We start from the raw sequence: 16,854 nt of genomic DNA on the forward strand, positions 1-16,854 counted from the left end.
TAGAGTGTTTGACTCTCACCCTCGGCGTGCATATAATGCGCATCCTTTGAATGCGTGGGTAGGCGGCACGTGCCGTCGACATCCATTGGAGTTTAGGGCAAATGCAGAACCAGAAGATTCGCATTCGGTTGAAGGCATTCGACCATCGCCTGATCGACCAGTCCGCCGCGGAGATCGTTGATACCGCCAAGCGGACTGGCGCCCAGGTGCGCGGTCCGATCCCGCTGCCGACGAACCGTGAGCGCTACACCGTGCTGATCTCGCCGCACGTCAACAAGGACGCGCGCGACCAGTACGAGATTCGCACTCACAAGCGTGTGCTCGATATCGTCGAGCCGACCGAAAAGACCGTCGACGCCCTGATGAAGCTCGACCTCGCTGCTGGCGTGGACGTTCAGATCAAGCTCGACTAATCACACTAGACACCCGCGGCCCAGCGCTCTTCCAGTGAGTCGAGCAGCAGCCGCCACGCCGGGATGGCGTCATACAACGTGCTAGTGGAATGCTCTGGAAAGGGCAGCCATAGCGGGTGATAGCCCCGTACACTAAAGGAGACTGAGAATGACTATCGGTTTGCTCGGTAGAAAGGCCGGTATGACCCGTGTCTTTACCGAAGATGGCGCTTCCGTGCCCGTAACCGTGATCGAGGTTGAGCCGAATCGCGTCACCAGCGTCAAGACCGTCGAGTCCGACGGCTACGCGGCGATTCAGGTTACAACTGGCTCCCGCAAGGCCAAACACCTTACCAAGGCGCAGGCAGGTCAGTACGCCAAGGCAGGTATCGAGGCCGGTCGTTCGCTGATGGAGTTTCGCGTCGCTGAAGGCGATGAGGCTCCGGAAGTGGGCGGCGAACTCACCGTATCCCTCTTCGAAGCTGGTCAGAAGGTCGACGTGACCGGCACCTCCAAGGGCAAGGGTTTCCAGGGCGCCGTCAAGCGCTGGAACTTCCGTACCCAGGATGCCACCCACGGCAACTCCCTGTCGCATCGTGCGCCGGGTTCTATCGGTATGTGTCAGACCCCGGGACGCGTCTTCAAAGGCAAGAAAATGGCCGGTCAGATGGGCAATGTCCGCTGCACCGTCCAGAGCCTCGAAGTCGTGCGGGTCGATGCCGAGCGCAACCTGCTGCTGATCAAGGGTGCCGTGCCTGGTGCTACCGGCAGCGACGTCATCGTTCGCAGCGCCGTCAAAGCTGGCTGAAGGGGATAGAACCGATGAATCTGAATCTTGCTGCAGGCGCGGGTACTGTCGAAGTCGCCGACGCCACCTTTGGCAAAGAATTCAACGAGGCGCTGGTTCACCAGGTCGTCACCGCCTATCTGGCCGGTGGTCGTCAGGGCACCCGCGCCCAGAAGAACCGTTCCGACGTGCGTGGTGGCGGCAAGAAGCCGTGGCGCCAGAAGGGTACCGGTCGCGCTCGCGCCGGCACCATCCGCTCGCCCCTGTGGCGCAGTGGTGGCGTGACCTTCGCGGCCCGTCCGCAGGACCACTCGCAGAAGGTCAACCGCAAGATGTACCGCGCTGCGATGCGCTCCATCTTGTCCGAGCTGGTGCGTCAGGAGCGTCTGATCGCCATCGACGAATTCACCGTCGATTCGCCGAAGACCAAGCAACTGGTCGCCAAGCTGGGTGAGCTGGGCCTTGAGAGGGCGCTGATCGTCACCGAGGAAGTCGACGAGAAGCTCTATCTGGCTGCCCGTAACATCCCCAACGTGGATGTGGTGGATGTGGCTGCCGCCGATCCGGTGAGCCTGATCGCCTTTGACAAGGTGCTGGTCACCGTCTCTGCTCTGCGTAAATTCGAGGAGAAGCTGGCATGAACCAGGAGCGCGTATTCAAGGTTCTGCTTGGTCCGCACGTGACCGAGAAGGCCGCTTTCGCCGCCGAGCGCAACCAGTATGTGTTCAAGGTGGCCAGCGACGCGACCAAGCCGGAAATCAAGCAGGCCGTACAGGTGCTGTTTGGCAAGAAGGTCGATAGCGTCCAGGTGCTGAACATGAAGGGCAAGACCAAGCGCAGTGCGCACGGTCTGGGCCGCCGTCAGGGTTACCGCAAGGCGTACGTGACCCTGGCTGCTGGTGAAACGCTCGAAGACTTCACTGGCGCCGAATAAGGGCAGGAGTACGGATCATGGCAATCGTCAAGACAAAACCCACATCCGCCGGTCGTCGCCACGTCGTCAAGGTCGTCAGCGAAGACCTGCACAAGGGCAAGCCCTACGCGCCGTTGCTCGAGAAGCAGTCGCGCAGCGGTGGACGTAACAACAACGGTCGCATCACCACTCGCCACGTGGGCGGTGGTCACCGTCAGCATTACCGGATCGTCGACTTCAAGCGCACCAAGGATGGCGTTCCCGCCATCGTTGAGCGCCTCGAGTACGATCCTAACCGTAGCGCCCATATCGCGCTGCTGAAGTACCTGGACGGCGAGCGTCGCTACATCATCGCGCCCAAAGGCGTGAGTGCTGGCGACAAGCTCGAGTCCGGCGTGAATGCGGCGATCAAGAAGGGCAACACCCTTCCGCTGCGTAACATTCCGCTGGGTTCCACCGTTCACTGCATCGAGCTCAAGCCCGGCAAGGGTGCGCAGATCGCTCGCAGTGCCGGTACCAGCGCCCAGCTGGTCGCCCGTGAAGGCAGCTATGCCACCCTGCGTCTGCGCTCCGGCGAGATGCGCAAGGTGCTGGCCGACTGCCGTGCGACCCTGGGTGAAGTGAGCAACTCTGAGCACAGCCTGCGTCAACTTGGCAAGGCCGGTGCAAAGCGCTGGAGAGGCGTGCGTCCGACCGTTCGCGGTGTGGCCATGAACCCGGTGGATCACCCGCACGGTGGCGGTGAAGGCCGCACCAGCGGTGGTCGTCACCCGGTGACCCCGTGGGGCGTTCCCACCAAGGGCCACAAGACCCGTAAGAACAAGCGCACTGACGCGCTGATCGTTCGTCGCCGCAAGGCCAAGTAACAGACATTAAGGGGTAACGGCTGTGCCACGTTCACTGAAGAAAGGTCCATTTATCGACCTTCATCTGCTGAAGAAGGTTGAGGCTGCAGTGGAGAAGAACGACCGCAAACCGATCAAGACCTGGTCGCGTCGTTCCATGATCCTGCCGAATATGGTCGGGCTCACCATTGCTGTCCATAACGGTCGCCAACACGTCCCGGTGCACGTCTCCGAGGAAATGGTTGGCCACAAGCTGGGCGAATTCGCTGCCACCCGCACCTATCGCGGGCATGCGGCGGACAAGAAAGCCAAACGGTAAGCCAGAGAGGATTGAGAGATGGAAGTCACAGCTAAGCTGCGTGGCGCTCGTTTATCCGCCCAGAAGGCCCGTTTGGTGGCTGACCAGGTGCGCGGTAAACCGGTCGCCGAGGCGCTCGACCTGCTGACCTTCTCACCGAAGAAGGCTGCCAAGCTGGTCAAGAAGGTGCTGCAGTCCGCCATCGCGAATGCGGAAGAAAACAACGGCATGGATATCGACGAGCTGCGTGTCTCGACCATCTGCGTCGATGAGGGCATGACGCTCAAGCGCATCAAGCCGCGGGCCAAGGGCCGTGCGGATCGCATCCTGAAGCGCACTTGCCACATCACCGTCAAGGTAGCCGAGAAGTAGGAGTCGACCAGATGGGTCAGAAAGTACATCCGACAGGTATTCGGCTGGGTATCGTCAAGGACCACTCCTCGGTGTGGTATGCCGAGCGCGGTGCTTATGCCGACAAGCTGAACAACGATCTCGAGGTGCGTCGTTTCCTCGAAGAGCGTCTGAAGAACGCGTCCGTGAGCCGCATTCACATCGAGCGTCCTGCCAACAACGCCCGTATCACCATTCACACTGCCCGTCCGGGTATCGTGATTGGCAAGAAGGGCGAGGACGTCGACAAACTGCGTCGCGACGTCACCGCGATGATGGGCGTGCCCGTGCACGTCAACATCGAGGAAGTCCGCAAGCCGGAACTGGATGCCAAGCTCGTCGCGCAGAACATTGCCGGCCAGCTCGAGCGTCGCGTCATGTTCCGTCGCGCCATGAAGCGTTCCGTGCAGAACGCCATGCGCCTGGGTGCGGGTGGTATCAAGGTGATGCTGTCAGGTCGCCTCGGTGGTGCCGAAATCGCACGTACCGAATGGTACCGCGAAGGCCGCGTGCCGCTTCACACCCTGCGTGCGGACATTGACTACGCCACCTACGAAGCAAAAACCACCTACGGCATCATCGGTGTCAAGGTTTGGGTCTTCAAGGGTGAAATCCTCGGGGGCATCGAAGAGGTCCGCGCCAAGGCCAAGCAACAGCCGCAGGCCGCGCCCTCCAAGAAGAAAGGTTCCAGGTAAGGGGAGAGCGAGTCGATGTTACAGCCCAAGCGCATGAAATTCCGCAAGATGATGAAAGGCCGCAACCGTGGCCTGGCGCATCGCGGAAGCAAGATCAGCTTCGGGGAATACGGCCTCAAGGCAACCGGTCGCGGCCGTATCACGGCCCGTCAGATCGAAGCCGGCCGTCGTGCGATCACCCGTCACGTCAAGCGTGGCGGCAAGATCTGGATCCGCGTATTCCCGGACAAGCCGATTTCCAAGAAGCCGCTCGAAGTCCGTATGGGTAAGGGCAAGGGTTCTGTCGAGTACTGGGTCGCACAGATCCAGCCGGGCCGGGTCCTGTATGAAATCGAAGGTGTGTCGGAAGAGCTGGCCCGTGAGGCCTTCACTCTCGCCGCCCAGAAGATGCCCATATCCACCACCTTTGTGAAACGGACGGTGATGTGATGAAAGCCCAGGAAATTCGTGAAAAGTCAGTCGAGCAGCTCCAGGAGCAGCTCTTCGAACTCCTCCGCGAGCAGTTCAACCTGCGCATGCAGAAGGCCACCGGCCAGCTCAGCCAGACTCATCTGCTCAAGCAGGTTCGTCGGGACATCGCCCGGGTGAAGACTGTGCTCAACGAGAAGGCAGGTGACTGAGATGGCCGAAGAAAAGAAAGCCCGTACGCTCACCGGCAAGGTGGTGAGCGACAAGATGGAGAAGTCCATCGTCGTCATGATCGAGCGCCGCGAGCGGCATCCGATCTACGGCAAGTACGTCAAGCGCTCCACCAAGCTGCACGCCCATGACGAGACGAACCAGGCCAAGGCCGGCGACACGGTATCCATCCAGGAATGCCGTCCGCTGTCCAAGAAGAAGGCCTGGACGTTGGTCGAGGTGATCGAGCAGGCCAAGGGCTGAGCTCGGCGAGAGCAGTCAGATTAGGTTTGGAGAAAACCGATGATTCAGACTCAGACAATGCTGGATGTCGCCGACAACAGCGGAGCGCGCCGGGTGCAGTGCATCAAGGTGCTTGGCGGCTCACACCGTCGCTACGCTCGCGTGGGTGACATCATCAAGGTCACGGTGAAGGAAGCCATTCCGCGTGGCAAGGTCAAGAAAGGCCAGGTCCTCAAGGCGGTCGTGGTTCGCACCCGCAGCGGTGTCCGTCGTTCCGACGGCTCGCTGATCCGCTTCGATGGAAATGCGGCAGTTCTGTTGAACAACACCAACGAGCAGCCGATCGGTACCCGTATCTTCGGGCCGGTGACTCGTGAACTTCGCACCGAGAAGTTCATGAAGATCATTTCCCTGGCGCCTGAAGTGCTGTAAGGAGCGAAGCGGACATGCAAAAGATCAAACGTGACGATGAAGTGATCGTCATCGCCGGCAAGGATAAGGGCAAGCGTGGCACCATCAAGCGCGTCCTAAAGGACGAACGCTTCGTCGTGTCCGGTGTGAACATGATCAAACGTCACACCAAGCCCAACCCTATGGCGGGCAATCAGGGCGGTATCGTCGAGCGCGAGGCTCCGATTCACGCGTCCAACGTGGCGATCTTCAACTCGGAGACCGGTAAGGCGGATCGCGTCGGCTTCCAGGTTAAGGAAGACGGTACCAAGGTACGTATCTACAAGTCGACGCAGACGCAGATCGACGCCTAACGCGAGTCGGGTAGCAAAATGGCGAACTTGAAAGAACGTTATCAGAACGAGGTGGTGGCTCAGCTCAAAGAGCAGTTCAGCTACGCCAACGTGATGCAGGTGCCGCGGATCACCAAGGTGACCCTCAATATGGGCATCGGTGACGCGACCAGCGACAAGAAGCTGATCGAAAATGCCATCGGCGACCTGGAGAAGCTCTCCGGTCAGAAGCCGCTGGTGACCAATGCGCGCAAGTCCATCGCGGGCTTCAAGGTGCGCGAAGGTTGGCCGATCGGCATCAAGGTGACCCTGCGCGCCGAGCGCATGTGGGAGTTCCTTGATCGTCTGGTCAACATCGCGATCCCCCGCGTACGTGACTTCCGTGGTCTCAACCCGAAGTCCTTCGACGGTCGCGGCAACTACTCCATGGGTGTGCGTGAGCAGATCATCTTCCCGGAGATCGAATATGATAAGATCGACCGGATTCGTGGTCTGGATGTCACCATCACCACTACTGCCAACACCGACGAGGAAGGTCGTGCGCTGCTGAGCGCGCTGAACTTCCCGTTCAAGAAATAAGGGTGGGATCATGGCAAAGAAGAGCATGATTGAACGCGAGCTCAAGCGCACCAAGCTGGTCGCGAAGTATGCGGCCCGCCGTGCCGAGCTCAAGGCGATCATCCAGAACGTGAATACTACCGACGAAGAGCGCTTCGAGGCGACGCTGAAACTGCAGCAGTTGCCGCGCGACTCCAGCCCGGTTCGCCAGCGTAACCGCTGTCGGATCACCGGTCGTCCGCACGGCTACTACAACAAGTTCGGCCTTGGCCGTAACAAGCTGCGTGAAGCCGCTATGCGTGGTGAGGTCCCTGGGCTGAAGAAGTCCAGCTGGTAAGCCGCCACGGAAACATCAGGAGCGCAATGTAAATGAGCATGCAAGACACTCTGGCGGATATGTTCACCCGTATCCGCAATGCGCAGATGGCCACCAAGGAGACGGTTACCATGCCGTCCTCCACGCTCAAGGTCGCGGTGGCCCGCGTATTGAAGGAAGAGGGCTATATCAACGACTTCGCGGTCGCTGAAGGTACCAAGCCCGAACTGACCGTGACCCTCAAGTACTTCGAGGGCAAGCCGGTCATCGAACACCTGCAGCGGGTATCCAAGCCGTCTCTGCGCCAGTACAAGGGCAAGGATGCACTGCCCAAGGTGGCGGACGGCATGGGTGTGGCGATCGTCACCACCTCCAAGGGCGTGATGACCGACCGTGCCGCTCGCCAGGCGGGCGTCGGTGGCGAAGTCATCTGCACCGTATTCTAGGAGTCTGGAATGTCCCGCGTAGCCAAATATCCGGTTAAAGTGCCCGCCGGCGTCGACGTCAAGCTCGACGGCGACCAGCTGACCGTCAAGGGCAGCCAGGGCACGCTGTCCATGACCGTTCACCCGGACGTGGCCATCGCTCAGGAAGAGGGTCAACTGACCTTCAATCCGAGCGAGAGCGCCAAGTCCTGGGCCATGGCCGGCACCACTCGTGCTCTGGTCCAGAACCTGGTCACCGGCGTCTCCGAGGGCTTTACCAAGACCCTCGAAATCGTTGGCGTCGGCTATCGTGCCCAGGCAAATGGCCAGACGCTGAATCTGTCACTGGGCTTCTCTCACCCGGTCGAGTATTCCCTGCCTGAGGGTGTCTCTGCGGAAACGCCGAAGAACACCGTCATCGTGCTGAAGAGCGCGGACAAGCAGAAGCTGGGCCAGGTCGCCGCCGAGGTTCGTGCCTTCCGTCCGCCTGAGCCCTACAAGGGCAAGGGTGTGCGGTATGCTGACGAGCAAGTGCGTCGTAAAGAAGCCAAGAAGAAGTAAGGCAGGGTTATGAACGCGAAGAAAGAATCTCGTCTCCGTCGTGCCCGCCGCGCTCGCGCCAAGATGCGCGAGCTGGGCGTGTATCGCCTGTGCGTCAACCGTACCCCGCGCCACATCTATGCGCAGATCATCTCGCCGGATGGTGGCAAGGTGCTGGCCAGCGCTTCCACGCTGGACAAGGACCTGCGCGAGGGTGCGACTGGCAACTCGGACGCCGCCGCCAAGGTCGGTGCGCTGATTGCCGAACGCGCCAAGCAGGCTGGCATCACCCAGGTAGCCTTCGATCGTGCCGGTTACAAGTACCACGGTCGCGTGAAGGCCCTGGCCGACGCCGCACGTGAAGGCGGCCTGGAATTCTAAAGGGTTTTACGATGGCGAAGAACGAACAGAACACCGGCGACCTGCAGGAAAAGCTCGTGCAGGTCAACCGCGTCGCCAAGGTGGTCAAGGGTGGCCGAATCTTCGGTTTCACCGCCCTGACCGTCGTGGGCGACGGCAATGGTCGTGTCGGCTTCGGCCGCGGCAAGGCGCGTGAAGTGCCGGTCGCGATCCAGAAAGCCATGGACCAGGCGCGCCGCAACATGGTCAAGGTGAGCCTCAAGGGTCATACCCTGCAGTACCCGGTCAAGGCCCGTCACGGTGCCTCCAAGGTGTACATGCAGCCGGCCTCTGAAGGTACCGGGATCATTGCCGGCGGCGCCATGCGCTCCGTGCTCGAGCTGGCAGGCGTCCACGACGTCCTGGCCAAGTGCTACGGCTCCACCAATCCGGTAAACGTGGTGCGCGCGACCGTCAAGGGTCTCGCTTCCATGCAGTCGCCGGAAGACATCGCCGCCAAGCGTGGCCTGTCTGTCGAAGCGATCACGGGGTAAATACCATGGCAGCCACACTCAAGGTTACCCAGATCCGTAGCACCATCGGCACGCTGCCCAAGCACAAGGCCACCATGAAGGGCCTGGGGCTGCGCCGTATCGGTCATACGGTCGAACTGGAAGACACCCCTGCCGTGCGCGGCATGATCCACAAGGTCAACTACCTTGTGCGGGTAGAGGGAGAGTAATCCATGAAACTCAACACGCTGAGCCCGGCTCCGGGCTCCAAGCACGCCGAGAAGCGCGTCGGTCGTGGCATCGGCTCCGGTCTGGGCAAGACCGGTGGTCGTGGTCACAAGGGCCAGAAGTCGCGTAGCGGCGGCACCGTGAAGCCCGGCTTCGAGGGCGGTCAGATGCCGCTGCAGCGGCGTCTGCCCAAGTTCGGCTTCACCTCCATGAAGTCGCTGGTCTCCGAAGAGGTGCGTCTGAGCGAGCTGGCCAAGGTCGCGGGTGACGAAATCACCCTCGAGACCCTGAAGCAGGCCAACGTGCTCAAGAATGCCACGCTGCATGCGAAGATCATTCTTTCCGGCGACGTCAACAAGGCGGTCACCGTTCGCGGTCTCAAGGTCACCAAGGGTGCCCGTGCCGCGATCGAAGCCGCTGGTGGCAAGGTAGAGGACTAAATGGCCAAGTCAGGAAACATGCCGGCGATGGGCAGCGGTCTGAGTGAACTGTGGGCGCGCTTGCGCTTCGTGCTCCTCGCCATCGTGGTGTACCGTATCGGTGCCCATATTCCCGTTCCCGGTATCAATCCTGACCAGCTTGCTGCCTTGTTCAGGGAGCAGCAGGGCACCATCCTGGGACTGTTCAACATGTTCTCGGGTGGTGCGCTGGAGCGCATGAGTATCTTCGCCCTGGGCATCATGCCCTACATCTCGGCGTCGATCATCATGCAGCTGCTGACCGCGGTCTCGCCCCACCTTGAGCAGTTGAAGAAGGAGGGCGAGGCCGGCCGCCGCAAGATCAGCCAGTACACCCGCTACGGTACCGTGCTGCTGGCCTTCGTCCAGGCCACCGGCATGTCGGTGGGCCTGGCCAGCCAGGGCATCGCTTACACCGCTGACTTCAGCTTCTATTTCACCGCCATCGTCACGTTCGTGTCGGGTGCGGTGTTCCTGATGTGGTTGGGTGAGCAGATCACCGAAAAAGGTATCGGCAACGGTATCTCGCTGCTGATCTTCGCCGGTATCGTCGCTGGCCTGCCGGGTGCGGTGGGGCAAGCGTTCGAGCTGGCTCGCAACGAAGGCGCGTGGAACGTGCTGCCGCTGCTGGCCCTCTCCGTACTGGGCGTGGCGACCGTGGCATTCGTGGTGTTCATCGAGCGCGGCCAGCGTCGCATCACGGTGAACTACCCGCGGCGTCAGGTCGGTAACAAGATGTATGCCGGGCAGAGCAGCTACTTGCCGCTGAAGGTGAACATGGCGGGCGTGATTCCGCCGATCTTCGCTTCCAGCATCCTGCTGTTCCCCGCCTCCATCGGCCAGTGGGTCGGAGCCGGCGACGGCATGGAGTGGCTGCAGCGCGCGTCCCAGGCCCTGGGCCCGGGACAGCCGCTGTACATCTTGCTTTTCGCGGCGGCGGTGGTATTCTTCTGCTTCTTTTACACAGCGCTGGTCTTCAACCCCAAGGATGTCGCTGACAACCTCAAGAAGTCAGGGGCCTTCCTCCCGGGTATTCGCCCTGGTGAGCAGACCGCTCGCTATGTCGACAAGGTCATGACCCGTTTGACCCTGTTCGGTGCCCTGTACATCACTGCGGTTTCCCTGATGCCCCAGTTCCTGATCGTGGCGTGGAACGTGCCGTTCTTCTTCGGCGGTACCTCGCTGTTGATCGTGGTCGTGGTCATCATGGACTTCATGGCCCAGGTGCAGTCGCACCTCATGTCGCATCAGTACGAGTCGGTGATGAAGAAGTCCAACCTGAAAGGCTATGGCAGTGGCGGCATCATGCGCTGAGCTGCGCCGCCGTTGATTTGGCGCGCCGCGTGCCAATTTTGGAGAAGGAACGATGAAAGTTCGAGCTTCCGTCAAGAAGATGTGCCGCAACTGCAAGATCATTCGGCGCAATGGCGCGGTCCGCGTCATTTGCATCGAGCCGCGGCACAAGCAGCGCCAGGGTTGATTCTGGCGTTTGTAGAAAGCGGTGCTGGCATACCCCTTGCCCGAAGGTGGGTAAAGGGGTATGCTGTTGCGCCTTTTGTAGTGACTAATCGAGCAAGCCGCTCAAATTTCGGAGAAAGCTGATGGCCCGTATTGCAGGCGTCAATATCCCGGACAACAAGCATGCGGCGATCTCGCTGACCTATATCTTCGGGATTGGCCGCACGCGTGCACAGGAAATCTGTGCTGCAACCGGCATCGCGCCGACCACCAAGATTCAGGAGCTCTCCTCTGAAGAGGTTGATGCCCTGCGTGCCGAGGTTGGCAAGTACACCGTGGAAGGCGACCTTCGTCGTGATGTGACGCTGAACATCAAGCGTCTCATGGACTTGGGTTGCTATCGTGGTCTGCGTCATCGTCGTAGTCTTCCGCTGCGTGGTCAGCGGACCAAGACTAACGCGCGTACCCGTAAGGGCCCGCGTAAGCCGATCCGCAAGTAACACGCACGTTCTGGCGTAAAGACAGGAATAGACATCAACATGGCTAACCCGCGTAGCAACCGTAAAAAGGTTAAAAAGCAGGTAGTGGACGCCGTCGCGCATATCCACGCCTCTTTTAACAACACGATCGTGACGATCACAGACCGCCAGGGCAATGCTCTTTCTTGGGCAACAGCCGGTGGTTCGGGTTTTCGTGGTTCTCGCAAGAGCACCCCGTTCGCTGCTCAAGTGGCAAGCGAACGTGCAGCGACTGCTGCAGCCGAGTATGGTGTGAAAAACGTCGACGTGCTGGTCAAGGGCCCCGGTCCTGGCCGTGAATCCGCCGTGCGCGCACTGAGTGCTGCCGGCTTCCGCGTGCAGAGCATCACTGACGCGACGCCCATTCCCCACAATGGCTGCCGTCCGCCGAAGAAACGCCGCGTTTAAGGAGACAGATTCATGGCTCGTTATATTGGACCGAAGTGCAAACTGTCTCGTCGTGAAGGCACCGACCTCTTCCTGAAGAGTGGTGTGACTCCCTTCGAGAAAAAGTGCAAATCCGAGCAGATTCCGGGTGTGCACGGCCAGCGCCGTCAGCGTCTTTCCGACTACGGCTTGCAGCTTCGCGAGAAGCAGAAGGTACGTCGTATCTATGGCGTACTCGAGAAGCAGTTCCGCAGCTACTACAAGGAGGCCGCCCGTCGTTCCGGCGCCACCGGTGAAGTTCTGCTGCAGCTGCTCGAATCCCGACTGGACAATGTCGTCTACCGCATGGGCTTCGGTTCCACCCGTTCCGAGGCGCGCCAGCTGGTGAGCCACAAGGCGATTGCGGTCAATGGCCGTACCGTCAACGTGGCTTCCTACCAGGTCAAGCCCGGTGACGTGGTTTCCGTTCGCGAGAAGGCGAAGAACCAGGCGCGCATCCAGAGTGCGCTTTCCATCGCTGCCAACCGTGGCGAAGTTGCCTGGATCGAGGTGGACGCGAAGAAGATGGAAGGCACCTTCAAGGCTATCCCGGAACGCGGCGACCTGTCGGCCGACATCAACGAAAACCTGATCGTCGAGCTGTACTCGAAGTAAGCGTCGCTGATCGCGTCGTGCCGGCCCTCACGGGCCGGCAACGAGTACCGAGTAACCGTTAGGCAGCCTCAAAGGTGTAGTTATGCAGCGTTCAGTGACAGAGTTTCTCCGTCCGCGCGATATCAAGGTCGAAGAGATCAGCGCGCATCACGCGAAGATCGTGCTCGAGCCGTTCGAGCGTGGCTTTGGCCATACCCTGGGCAATGCGCTGCGTCGCATTCTGCTCTCTTCCATGCCCGGCTGTGCCGTGGTGGAAGTCGAGATCTCGGGTGTTGAGCATGAGTACAGCGCGATCGAGGGTGTTCAGGAAGACGTCATCGAGATTCTTCTGAACCTCAAGGACGTGGCCATCCGCATGCACAGTCGCGACGAGGCGGTGCTCTCGCTGAACAAGCAGGGCCCGGCCGTGGTGACCGCGGGCGACATCGTCCTCGATCACGACGTCGAGATCGTTAACCCGGAGCACGTCATCGCCCACGTCAACGAGGGTGCTGAGCTCAAGATGCAGCTCAAGATCGCTCGCGGTCGTGGCTACGAGCCGGCGGATGCCCGTGTTGGTGCCGACGACGAATCGCGTGCCATCGGTCGCCTGCAGCTGGATGCCACCTTCAGCCCCGTGCGCCGTGTCTCCTATGCAGTCGATGCCGCACGTGTCGAGCAGCGTACCGATCTCGACAAGCTGATCATCGACCTGGAAACCGACGGCACCCTGGATCCCGAAGAGGCGATCCGTCGCAGCGCGACCATCCTGCAGGAGCAGCTGGCAGCGTTCGTCGATCTGGAAGCCGACAAGGAACAGGAGGTCGTGGAGGAAGAGGATCACGTCGATCCCATCCTGCTGCGTCCCGTAGACGATCTCGAGTTGACCGTCCGCAGTGCCAACTGCTTGAAGGCCGAGAATATCTACTACATTGGCGATCTGATTCAGCGCACCGAAGTCGAGCTGCTGAAGACGCCGAACCTCGGCAAGAAGTCTTTGAACGAAATCAAGGACGTGTTGGCTGCTCGTGGTCTTTCCCTTGGCATGCGGCTGGAGAACTGGCCGCCGGCGAGCCTGAAGGACGACAAGGCCTCCGCGTGAGCGTCGACTCGAGTCCCAGTTTGGTAAGGAATCACAACCATGCGTCATCGTAAGAGTGGTCGTCATCTGAATCGCACCAGCTCGCATCGCCAGGCCATGTTCAAGAACATGAGCGTGTCGCTGATCGAGCACGAAGTGATCAAGACAACCCTGCCCAAGGCCAAGGAGCTGCGTCGCGTCATCGAGCCGCTGATCACCCTGGCCAAGCAGGACAGCGTTGCCAATCGTCGTCTGGCCTTCAGCCGTACCCGCTCGAAGGAAGCGGTCGGCAAGCTCTTCAACGAGCTGGGTCCGCGTTACGTCGAGCGTCCGGGCGGTTACGTCCGTATCCTCAAGTGCGGTTTCCGCACTGGCGACAACGCCCCCATGGCCTTCGTCGAACTCGTTGACCGTCCGGTCGTCGAGGAAGCCGAGGAAGTCGTCACCGAGGAGTGATCCCCGGCGGCGGGCCCGGCCCGGCAGTGCTGTAGCAAGACGAAAAACCCGGCTTCTTTACGAAGCCGGGTTTTCTTTGCGCCTTGCGACCCCTACTTGGACGTCGCTGGTTCGGCCTGCTTGCTCTTGGCCCGTTCCAGCAGCGGCTTGAGGAAGCGTCCGGTATGGGAGACTTCCATCTCGGCCACCTGCTCGGGGGTGCCCTCGGCAATGATGCGGCCACCGCCGGAACCGCCCTCGGGGCCGAGATCAACGATCCAGTCGGCGGTCTTGATCACGTCCAGGTTGTGCTCGATCACCACGATGGTATTGCCGTGGTCGCGCAGTCGATGGAGCACGACGAGCAACTGGCGAATGTCCTCGAAGTGCAGTCCGGTGGTGGGTTCGTCGAGGATGTACAGAGTCTTGCCGGTATCGCGCTTGGCCAGCTCCCGGGCCAGTTTGACGCGTTGGGCTTCGCCGCCGGAAAGCGTTGTGGCGCTCTGGCCCAGGCGGATGTAGGAGAGTCCCACGTCGAGCAGGGTCTGCAGGCGGCGGGCGATGGCCGGTACCGGGCTGAAGAACTCCAGCGCTTCCTCGACAGTCATTCCCAGCACCTCGTCGATGCTCTTGCCCTTGTAGGCGATCTCCAGCGTCTCGCGGTTGTAGCGTTTGCCCTTGCACACGTCGCAGGGCACGTAGATGTCGGGCAGGAAATGCATCTCGACCTTGATCATGCCCTCGCCCTGGCACGCCTCGCAGCGCCCGCCCTTGACGTTGAAGCTGAAGCGTCCGGGCTTGTAGCCGCGCGAGCGTGCTTCCTGGGTGCCGGCGAAGAGCTCGCGGATCGGCGTGAAGATGCCAGTATAGGTGGCCGGGTTGGAGCGTGGCGTGCGACCGATGGGACTCTGGTCGATATCGATCACCTTGTCGAGCTGATCGAGGCCTTCGATGTGATCGAAGGGCGCCGGCGTCAAGGTGGTGGCATGGTTGAGTTCACGAGCGGCGATCGGCATCAGCGTGGAGTTGATCAGCGTCGACTTGCCCGAGCCGGAGACGCCGGTGACGCAGATGAACAGTCCTAACGGCAGGGTCAGGCTGACGTTGTGGAGGTTGTTGCCGTGGGCGCCGGTCAGGCGTAGCTGCTTCTCGGGATTGCCGGGAATGCGCCACTTGGGGACTTCGATGCGCCGCCTGCCGGAAAGGTATTGGCCGGTCAGCGAGTCGTGGCTGGCCATGACGTCCTCGGGCGTGCCTTGGGCAACGATACGTCCACCATGGACGCCGGCGCCCGGGCCGATGTCTAGCACGTGATCAGCGGCACGGATGGCGTCCTCGTCGTGCTCCACCACGATCACGGTATTGCCGAGGTCGCGCAGGTGGATCAAGGTCTTGAGCAGGCGGTCGTTGTCGCGCTGATGCAGACCGATGGAGGGCTCGTCGAGAATGTACATGACGCCTACCAGGCCGGCGCCGATCTGGCTCGCCAGGCGAATACGCTGGGCCTCGCCCCCGGAGAGGGTCTCTGCGCTGCGCTCGAGAGTGAGGTAGTCCAGGCCGACGTTGACCAGGAACTCGAGGCGGGCGTGGATTTCGTTGATCACTTTCTGGGCAATTTCGCCCTTGCGCCCGGGTAGGGTCAGCTGCTGGAAGTAACCCCAGGCCTCGCCGATCGGCAGTTGCACGATCTGCGGCAGGGTGTGCTCGTCGATGAAGACATGGCGAGCCTCCTTGCGCAGGCGCGAGCCGTCACAGCTGGGGCAGGGGCGATCGGCAATGTAGCGCGCCAGCTCCTCGCGCACCATGCTCGACTCGGTTTCACGGTAGCGCCGCTGCATGTTGGGCAGTACCCCTTCGAAGGGGTGTTCGCGGGTTACGCGGCGGCCACGGTCGTTGACGTAGCTGAACGCGATCTCATCGTCGCCGCTACCGTAGAGGATGACATCCTTCTCGTGGCGGGCCAGTTCCTGCCATGGCGTCTCGAGGGTGAAGCGATAATGGTCGGCCACCGCCTGCAGCTGACTGAAGTAGTAGACGCTGCGCCGGTCCCAGCCCTTGATCACGCCTTCGGCCAGCGAAAGCTCCGGGTGGCTGATGAGCTTGTCGGGATCGAAGACCTGCTGCACGCCGAGTCCGTCGCAGGTAGGGCAGGCGCCGGCGGGGTTGTTGAACGAGAACATGCGCGGTTCGAGCTCGGCGATGGCGTAGCCGCACACCGGGCAGGCGAAGCGCGCCGAGAAGGTAATGTCCTCGGCCTCACCGTCCATGAAGTGAACCACGGCGATGCCGTCGGCCAGGTTGAGGGCGGTCTCGAATGACTCCGCCAGGCGCTGCGCCAGACCTTCGCGCACCTTGATGCGATCGACCACCACGCTGATGTCGTGCTTCTTGTTCTTGTCCAGCGGAGCGATGTCGTCGAGCTCCAGCGCCTGTCCATTGACCATGACGCGCACGAAGCCTTGGGCGCGCAGCTCGGCAAGCAGCTGCAGGTGTTCGCCCTTGCGACCCTTGACCACCGGTGCCAGCAGCATCAGCTTGCTGCCTTCGGGCAGGGCCAGCACCTGGTCGACCATCTGTGAGATGGTGCTTGCCTCCAGCTCCTCGCCATGCTCGGGGCAGCGCGGCGTGCCGGCGCGGGCGAACAGCAGGCGCAGGTAGTCGTAGATCTCGGTAATAGTGCCGACGGTGGAGCGCGGGTTGTGCGAGGTGGACTTCTGTTCGATGGAAATCGCCGGCGATAGCCCTTCGATGTGATCGACATCGGGCTTCTCCATCATCGACAGGAATTGCCGGGCGTAGGTGGAGAGCGACTCCACGTAGCGTCGCTGGCCTTCGGCATAGAGCGTGTCGAAGGCCAGCGATGACTTGCCCGAGCCCGAAAGCCCGGTGACGACGATCAGGCTGTCGCGGGGCAGCTCGACGTCGATCTGCTTGAGGTTGTGGGTGCGCGCACCCCTGACCACGATCCTGTCCATTCACACCTCATGGCGCTCGGCAAAACCTCGATTATACGCCTGCGGCCGACCGCGCGCCAAAGCGGCG

29 protein-coding genes are annotated in these 16,854 nt (G+C 61.3%); 28 read left to right on the forward strand and 1 reads right to left on the reverse strand.

Annotated elements, in window-relative coordinates; translation table 11 throughout:
• The first annotated feature begins 101 nt into the window (after positions 1-101).
• From rpsJ to rplQ, 28 genes are all read left to right on the forward strand, one after another.
• The gene (gene rpsJ, locus SPH52_RS19590; RefSeq protein ID WP_010626466.1) at positions 102-413 is read left to right on the forward strand and encodes a 30S ribosomal protein S10; all 312 of its coding nucleotides are present in this window, start codon (positions 102-104) and stop codon (positions 411-413) included.
• A 148-nt stretch (positions 414-561) separates the two neighbouring features.
• Positions 562-1,200: a 50S ribosomal protein L3 gene (rplC, locus tag SPH52_RS19595; RefSeq protein ID WP_411796741.1), complete on the forward strand. Its 639-nt coding sequence runs from the start codon at positions 562-564 to the stop codon at positions 1,198-1,200.
• Between the two features lie 14 nt (positions 1,201-1,214).
• Positions 1,215-1,820 carry a 50S ribosomal protein L4 gene (gene rplD, locus SPH52_RS19600; RefSeq protein WP_411796742.1) on the forward strand — a complete coding sequence of 202 codons (606 nt, stop codon included), beginning with the start codon at positions 1,215-1,217 and terminating at the stop codon, positions 1,818-1,820.
• Complete coding sequence (rplW, locus tag SPH52_RS19605; RefSeq protein WP_228574933.1) at positions 1,817-2,113, forward strand: 50S ribosomal protein L23; 297 nt, start codon at positions 1,817-1,819, stop codon at positions 2,111-2,113. Before rplD ends, rplW begins: the two co-directional genes overlap by 4 nt.
• Positions 2,114-2,130: 17 nt before the next feature.
• Complete coding sequence (rplB, locus tag SPH52_RS19610; RefSeq protein WP_411796743.1) at positions 2,131-2,958, forward strand: 50S ribosomal protein L2; 828 nt, start codon at positions 2,131-2,133, stop codon at positions 2,956-2,958.
• A gap of 22 nt (positions 2,959-2,980) precedes the next feature.
• A complete protein-coding gene (gene rpsS, locus SPH52_RS19615; RefSeq protein WP_009098993.1) occupies positions 2,981-3,256 on the forward strand; it encodes a 30S ribosomal protein S19 in 276 nt (91 codons plus the stop codon).
• An 18-nt stretch (positions 3,257-3,274) separates the two neighbouring features.
• Positions 3,275-3,607: a 50S ribosomal protein L22 gene (rplV, locus tag SPH52_RS19620; protein WP_010626471.1), complete on the forward strand. Its 333-nt coding sequence runs from the start codon at positions 3,275-3,277 to the stop codon at positions 3,605-3,607.
• 11 nt (positions 3,608-3,618) lie between these two features.
• Positions 3,619-4,320 (forward strand): 30S ribosomal protein S3, encoded by a 702-nt coding sequence (gene rpsC, locus SPH52_RS19625; protein ID WP_167119225.1) that lies wholly within the window; start codon positions 3,619-3,621, stop codon positions 4,318-4,320.
• Positions 4,321-4,335: 15 nt separating this feature from the next.
• Positions 4,336-4,749 (forward strand): 50S ribosomal protein L16, encoded by a 414-nt coding sequence (gene rplP, locus SPH52_RS19630; RefSeq protein ID WP_167119222.1) that lies wholly within the window; start codon positions 4,336-4,338, stop codon positions 4,747-4,749.
• Complete coding sequence (gene rpmC / locus SPH52_RS19635; RefSeq protein WP_010626474.1) at positions 4,749-4,940, forward strand: 50S ribosomal protein L29; 192 nt, start codon at positions 4,749-4,751, stop codon at positions 4,938-4,940. The genes rplP and rpmC overlap by 1 nt, the downstream gene beginning before the upstream one ends.
• Before the next feature lies 1 nt (position 4,941).
• Positions 4,942-5,202 carry a 30S ribosomal protein S17 gene (gene rpsQ / locus SPH52_RS19640; RefSeq protein ID WP_411796744.1) on the forward strand — a complete coding sequence of 87 codons (261 nt, stop codon included), beginning with the start codon at positions 4,942-4,944 and terminating at the stop codon, positions 5,200-5,202.
• A 39-nt stretch (positions 5,203-5,241) separates the two neighbouring features.
• A complete protein-coding gene (gene rplN, locus SPH52_RS19645) occupies positions 5,242-5,613 on the forward strand; it encodes a 50S ribosomal protein L14 (RefSeq protein ID WP_010626476.1) in 372 nt (123 codons plus the stop codon).
• Positions 5,614-5,627: 14 nt separating this feature from the next.
• Entirely contained in the window at positions 5,628-5,945 is a 318-nt protein-coding gene (rplX, locus tag SPH52_RS19650; protein WP_010626477.1) for a 50S ribosomal protein L24, read from the forward strand.
• Positions 5,946-5,963: 18 nt separating this feature from the next.
• Complete coding sequence (gene rplE / locus SPH52_RS19655) at positions 5,964-6,503, forward strand: 50S ribosomal protein L5 (protein WP_228575003.1); 540 nt, start codon at positions 5,964-5,966, stop codon at positions 6,501-6,503.
• Positions 6,504-6,513: 10 nt separating this feature from the next.
• The gene (gene rpsN, locus SPH52_RS19660; protein WP_411796745.1) at positions 6,514-6,819 is read left to right on the forward strand and encodes a 30S ribosomal protein S14; all 306 of its coding nucleotides are present in this window, start codon (positions 6,514-6,516) and stop codon (positions 6,817-6,819) included.
• A 32-nt stretch (positions 6,820-6,851) separates the two neighbouring features.
• The gene (rpsH, locus tag SPH52_RS19665) at positions 6,852-7,244 is read left to right on the forward strand and encodes a 30S ribosomal protein S8 (RefSeq protein WP_228574999.1); all 393 of its coding nucleotides are present in this window, start codon (positions 6,852-6,854) and stop codon (positions 7,242-7,244) included.
• A gap of 9 nt (positions 7,245-7,253) precedes the next feature.
• On the forward strand, positions 7,254-7,784 hold the full coding sequence (gene rplF / locus SPH52_RS19670) for a 50S ribosomal protein L6 (RefSeq protein ID WP_411796746.1): 531 nt from the start codon (positions 7,254-7,256) through the stop codon (positions 7,782-7,784).
• Between the two features lie 9 nt (positions 7,785-7,793).
• Positions 7,794-8,144, forward strand: coding sequence for a 50S ribosomal protein L18 (gene rplR, locus SPH52_RS19675; RefSeq protein ID WP_111413347.1), 351 nt, complete (start codon positions 7,794-7,796; stop codon positions 8,142-8,144).
• Positions 8,145-8,155: 11 nt separating this feature from the next.
• A complete protein-coding gene (gene rpsE / locus SPH52_RS19680; RefSeq protein ID WP_010626483.1) occupies positions 8,156-8,656 on the forward strand; it encodes a 30S ribosomal protein S5 in 501 nt (166 codons plus the stop codon).
• Positions 8,657-8,661: 5 nt separating this feature from the next.
• Positions 8,662-8,844 carry a 50S ribosomal protein L30 gene (gene rpmD, locus SPH52_RS19685; protein WP_010626484.1) on the forward strand — a complete coding sequence of 61 codons (183 nt, stop codon included), beginning with the start codon at positions 8,662-8,664 and terminating at the stop codon, positions 8,842-8,844.
• Between the two features lie 3 nt (positions 8,845-8,847).
• Positions 8,848-9,282, forward strand: a complete 435-nt coding sequence (gene rplO, locus SPH52_RS19690; protein WP_411796747.1) for a 50S ribosomal protein L15 — start codon at positions 8,848-8,850, stop codon at positions 9,280-9,282.
• The gene (gene secY / locus SPH52_RS19695; protein ID WP_159554797.1) at positions 9,283-10,614 is read left to right on the forward strand and encodes a preprotein translocase subunit SecY; all 1,332 of its coding nucleotides are present in this window, start codon (positions 9,283-9,285) and stop codon (positions 10,612-10,614) included.
• A 52-nt stretch (positions 10,615-10,666) separates the two neighbouring features.
• Positions 10,667-10,780, forward strand: a complete 114-nt coding sequence (rpmJ, locus tag SPH52_RS19700; protein WP_009099023.1) for a 50S ribosomal protein L36 — start codon at positions 10,667-10,669, stop codon at positions 10,778-10,780.
• A gap of 121 nt (positions 10,781-10,901) precedes the next feature.
• A complete protein-coding gene (rpsM, locus tag SPH52_RS19705; RefSeq protein ID WP_010626487.1) occupies positions 10,902-11,258 on the forward strand; it encodes a 30S ribosomal protein S13 in 357 nt (118 codons plus the stop codon).
• A 39-nt stretch (positions 11,259-11,297) separates the two neighbouring features.
• Entirely contained in the window at positions 11,298-11,684 is a 387-nt protein-coding gene (gene rpsK, locus SPH52_RS19710; RefSeq protein WP_010626488.1) for a 30S ribosomal protein S11, read from the forward strand.
• Positions 11,685-11,696: 12 nt separating this feature from the next.
• On the forward strand, positions 11,697-12,317 hold the full coding sequence (rpsD, locus tag SPH52_RS19715; RefSeq protein ID WP_411796748.1) for a 30S ribosomal protein S4: 621 nt from the start codon (positions 11,697-11,699) through the stop codon (positions 12,315-12,317).
• Positions 12,318-12,399: 82 nt separating this feature from the next.
• Entirely contained in the window at positions 12,400-13,398 is a 999-nt protein-coding gene (locus SPH52_RS19720; protein ID WP_411796749.1) for a DNA-directed RNA polymerase subunit alpha, read from the forward strand.
• Between the two features lie 39 nt (positions 13,399-13,437).
• Positions 13,438-13,833 carry a 50S ribosomal protein L17 gene (gene rplQ, locus SPH52_RS19725; RefSeq protein ID WP_197566634.1) on the forward strand — a complete coding sequence of 132 codons (396 nt, stop codon included), beginning with the start codon at positions 13,438-13,440 and terminating at the stop codon, positions 13,831-13,833.
• A 92-nt stretch (positions 13,834-13,925) separates the two neighbouring features.
• Here the strand turns inward: rplQ and uvrA are convergent, their stop codons facing one another.
• Positions 13,926-16,787, reverse strand: a complete 2,862-nt coding sequence (gene uvrA, locus SPH52_RS19730) for an excinuclease ABC subunit UvrA (RefSeq protein WP_411796750.1) — start codon at positions 16,785-16,787, stop codon at positions 13,926-13,928.
• Between the last annotated feature and the right edge of the window lie 67 nt (positions 16,788-16,854).

Source organism: Halomonas sp. A29 (assembly GCF_046723295.1).
In the GTDB taxonomy this organism is placed as follows: Bacteria; Pseudomonadota; Gammaproteobacteria; order Pseudomonadales; family Halomonadaceae; genus Halomonas.

Excerpts from the sequence above, each read along its gene's own strand:
- rplF (WP_411796746.1), top strand. The coding sequence starts at position 7,254 with ATGTCCCGCGTAGCCAAATATCCGGTTAAAGTGCCCGCCGGCGTCGAC.
- rpsE (WP_010626483.1), top strand. The coding sequence starts at position 8,156 with ATGGCGAAGAACGAACAGAACACCGGCGACCTGCAGGAAAAGCTCGTG.
- rplP (WP_167119222.1), top strand. The coding sequence starts at position 4,336 with ATGTTACAGCCCAAGCGCATGAAATTCCGCAAGATGATGAAAGGCCGC.
- rpsM (WP_010626487.1), top strand. The coding sequence starts at position 10,902 with ATGGCCCGTATTGCAGGCGTCAATATCCCGGACAACAAGCATGCGGCG.
- rplD (WP_411796742.1), top strand. The coding sequence starts at position 1,215 with ATGAATCTGAATCTTGCTGCAGGCGCGGGTACTGTCGAAGTCGCCGAC.
- rplC (WP_411796741.1), top strand. The coding sequence starts at position 562 with ATGACTATCGGTTTGCTCGGTAGAAAGGCCGGTATGACCCGTGTCTTT.
- rpsH (WP_228574999.1), top strand. The coding sequence starts at position 6,852 with ATGAGCATGCAAGACACTCTGGCGGATATGTTCACCCGTATCCGCAAT.
- rpmJ (WP_009099023.1), top strand. The coding sequence starts at position 10,667 with ATGAAAGTTCGAGCTTCCGTCAAGAAGATGTGCCGCAACTGCAAGATC.
- rpsN (WP_411796745.1), top strand. The coding sequence starts at position 6,514 with ATGGCAAAGAAGAGCATGATTGAACGCGAGCTCAAGCGCACCAAGCTG.
- rpsQ (WP_411796744.1), top strand. The coding sequence starts at position 4,942 with ATGGCCGAAGAAAAGAAAGCCCGTACGCTCACCGGCAAGGTGGTGAGC.
- SPH52_RS19720 (WP_411796749.1), top strand. The coding sequence starts at position 12,400 with ATGCAGCGTTCAGTGACAGAGTTTCTCCGTCCGCGCGATATCAAGGTC.
- rpmC (WP_010626474.1), top strand. The coding sequence starts at position 4,749 with ATGAAAGCCCAGGAAATTCGTGAAAAGTCAGTCGAGCAGCTCCAGGAG.
- secY (WP_159554797.1), top strand. The coding sequence starts at position 9,283 with ATGGCCAAGTCAGGAAACATGCCGGCGATGGGCAGCGGTCTGAGTGAA.
- uvrA (WP_411796750.1), bottom strand. The coding sequence starts at position 16,787 with ATGGACAGGATCGTGGTCAGGGGTGCGCGCACCCACAACCTCAAGCAG.
- rplN (WP_010626476.1), top strand. The coding sequence starts at position 5,242 with ATGATTCAGACTCAGACAATGCTGGATGTCGCCGACAACAGCGGAGCG.
- rplB (WP_411796743.1), top strand. The coding sequence starts at position 2,131 with ATGGCAATCGTCAAGACAAAACCCACATCCGCCGGTCGTCGCCACGTC.
- rplE (WP_228575003.1), top strand. The coding sequence starts at position 5,964 with ATGGCGAACTTGAAAGAACGTTATCAGAACGAGGTGGTGGCTCAGCTC.
- rpmD (WP_010626484.1), top strand. The coding sequence starts at position 8,662 with ATGGCAGCCACACTCAAGGTTACCCAGATCCGTAGCACCATCGGCACG.
- rpsC (WP_167119225.1), top strand. The coding sequence starts at position 3,619 with ATGGGTCAGAAAGTACATCCGACAGGTATTCGGCTGGGTATCGTCAAG.
- rplQ (WP_197566634.1), top strand. The coding sequence starts at position 13,438 with ATGCGTCATCGTAAGAGTGGTCGTCATCTGAATCGCACCAGCTCGCAT.
- rpsJ (WP_010626466.1), top strand. The coding sequence starts at position 102 with ATGCAGAACCAGAAGATTCGCATTCGGTTGAAGGCATTCGACCATCGC.
- rplW (WP_228574933.1), top strand. The coding sequence starts at position 1,817 with ATGAACCAGGAGCGCGTATTCAAGGTTCTGCTTGGTCCGCACGTGACC.
- rplR (WP_111413347.1), top strand. The coding sequence starts at position 7,794 with ATGAACGCGAAGAAAGAATCTCGTCTCCGTCGTGCCCGCCGCGCTCGC.
- rplO (WP_411796747.1), top strand. The coding sequence starts at position 8,848 with ATGAAACTCAACACGCTGAGCCCGGCTCCGGGCTCCAAGCACGCCGAG.
- rpsD (WP_411796748.1), top strand. The coding sequence starts at position 11,697 with ATGGCTCGTTATATTGGACCGAAGTGCAAACTGTCTCGTCGTGAAGGC.
- rplX (WP_010626477.1), top strand. The coding sequence starts at position 5,628 with ATGCAAAAGATCAAACGTGACGATGAAGTGATCGTCATCGCCGGCAAG.
- rplV (WP_010626471.1), top strand. The coding sequence starts at position 3,275 with ATGGAAGTCACAGCTAAGCTGCGTGGCGCTCGTTTATCCGCCCAGAAG.
- rpsK (WP_010626488.1), top strand. The coding sequence starts at position 11,298 with ATGGCTAACCCGCGTAGCAACCGTAAAAAGGTTAAAAAGCAGGTAGTG.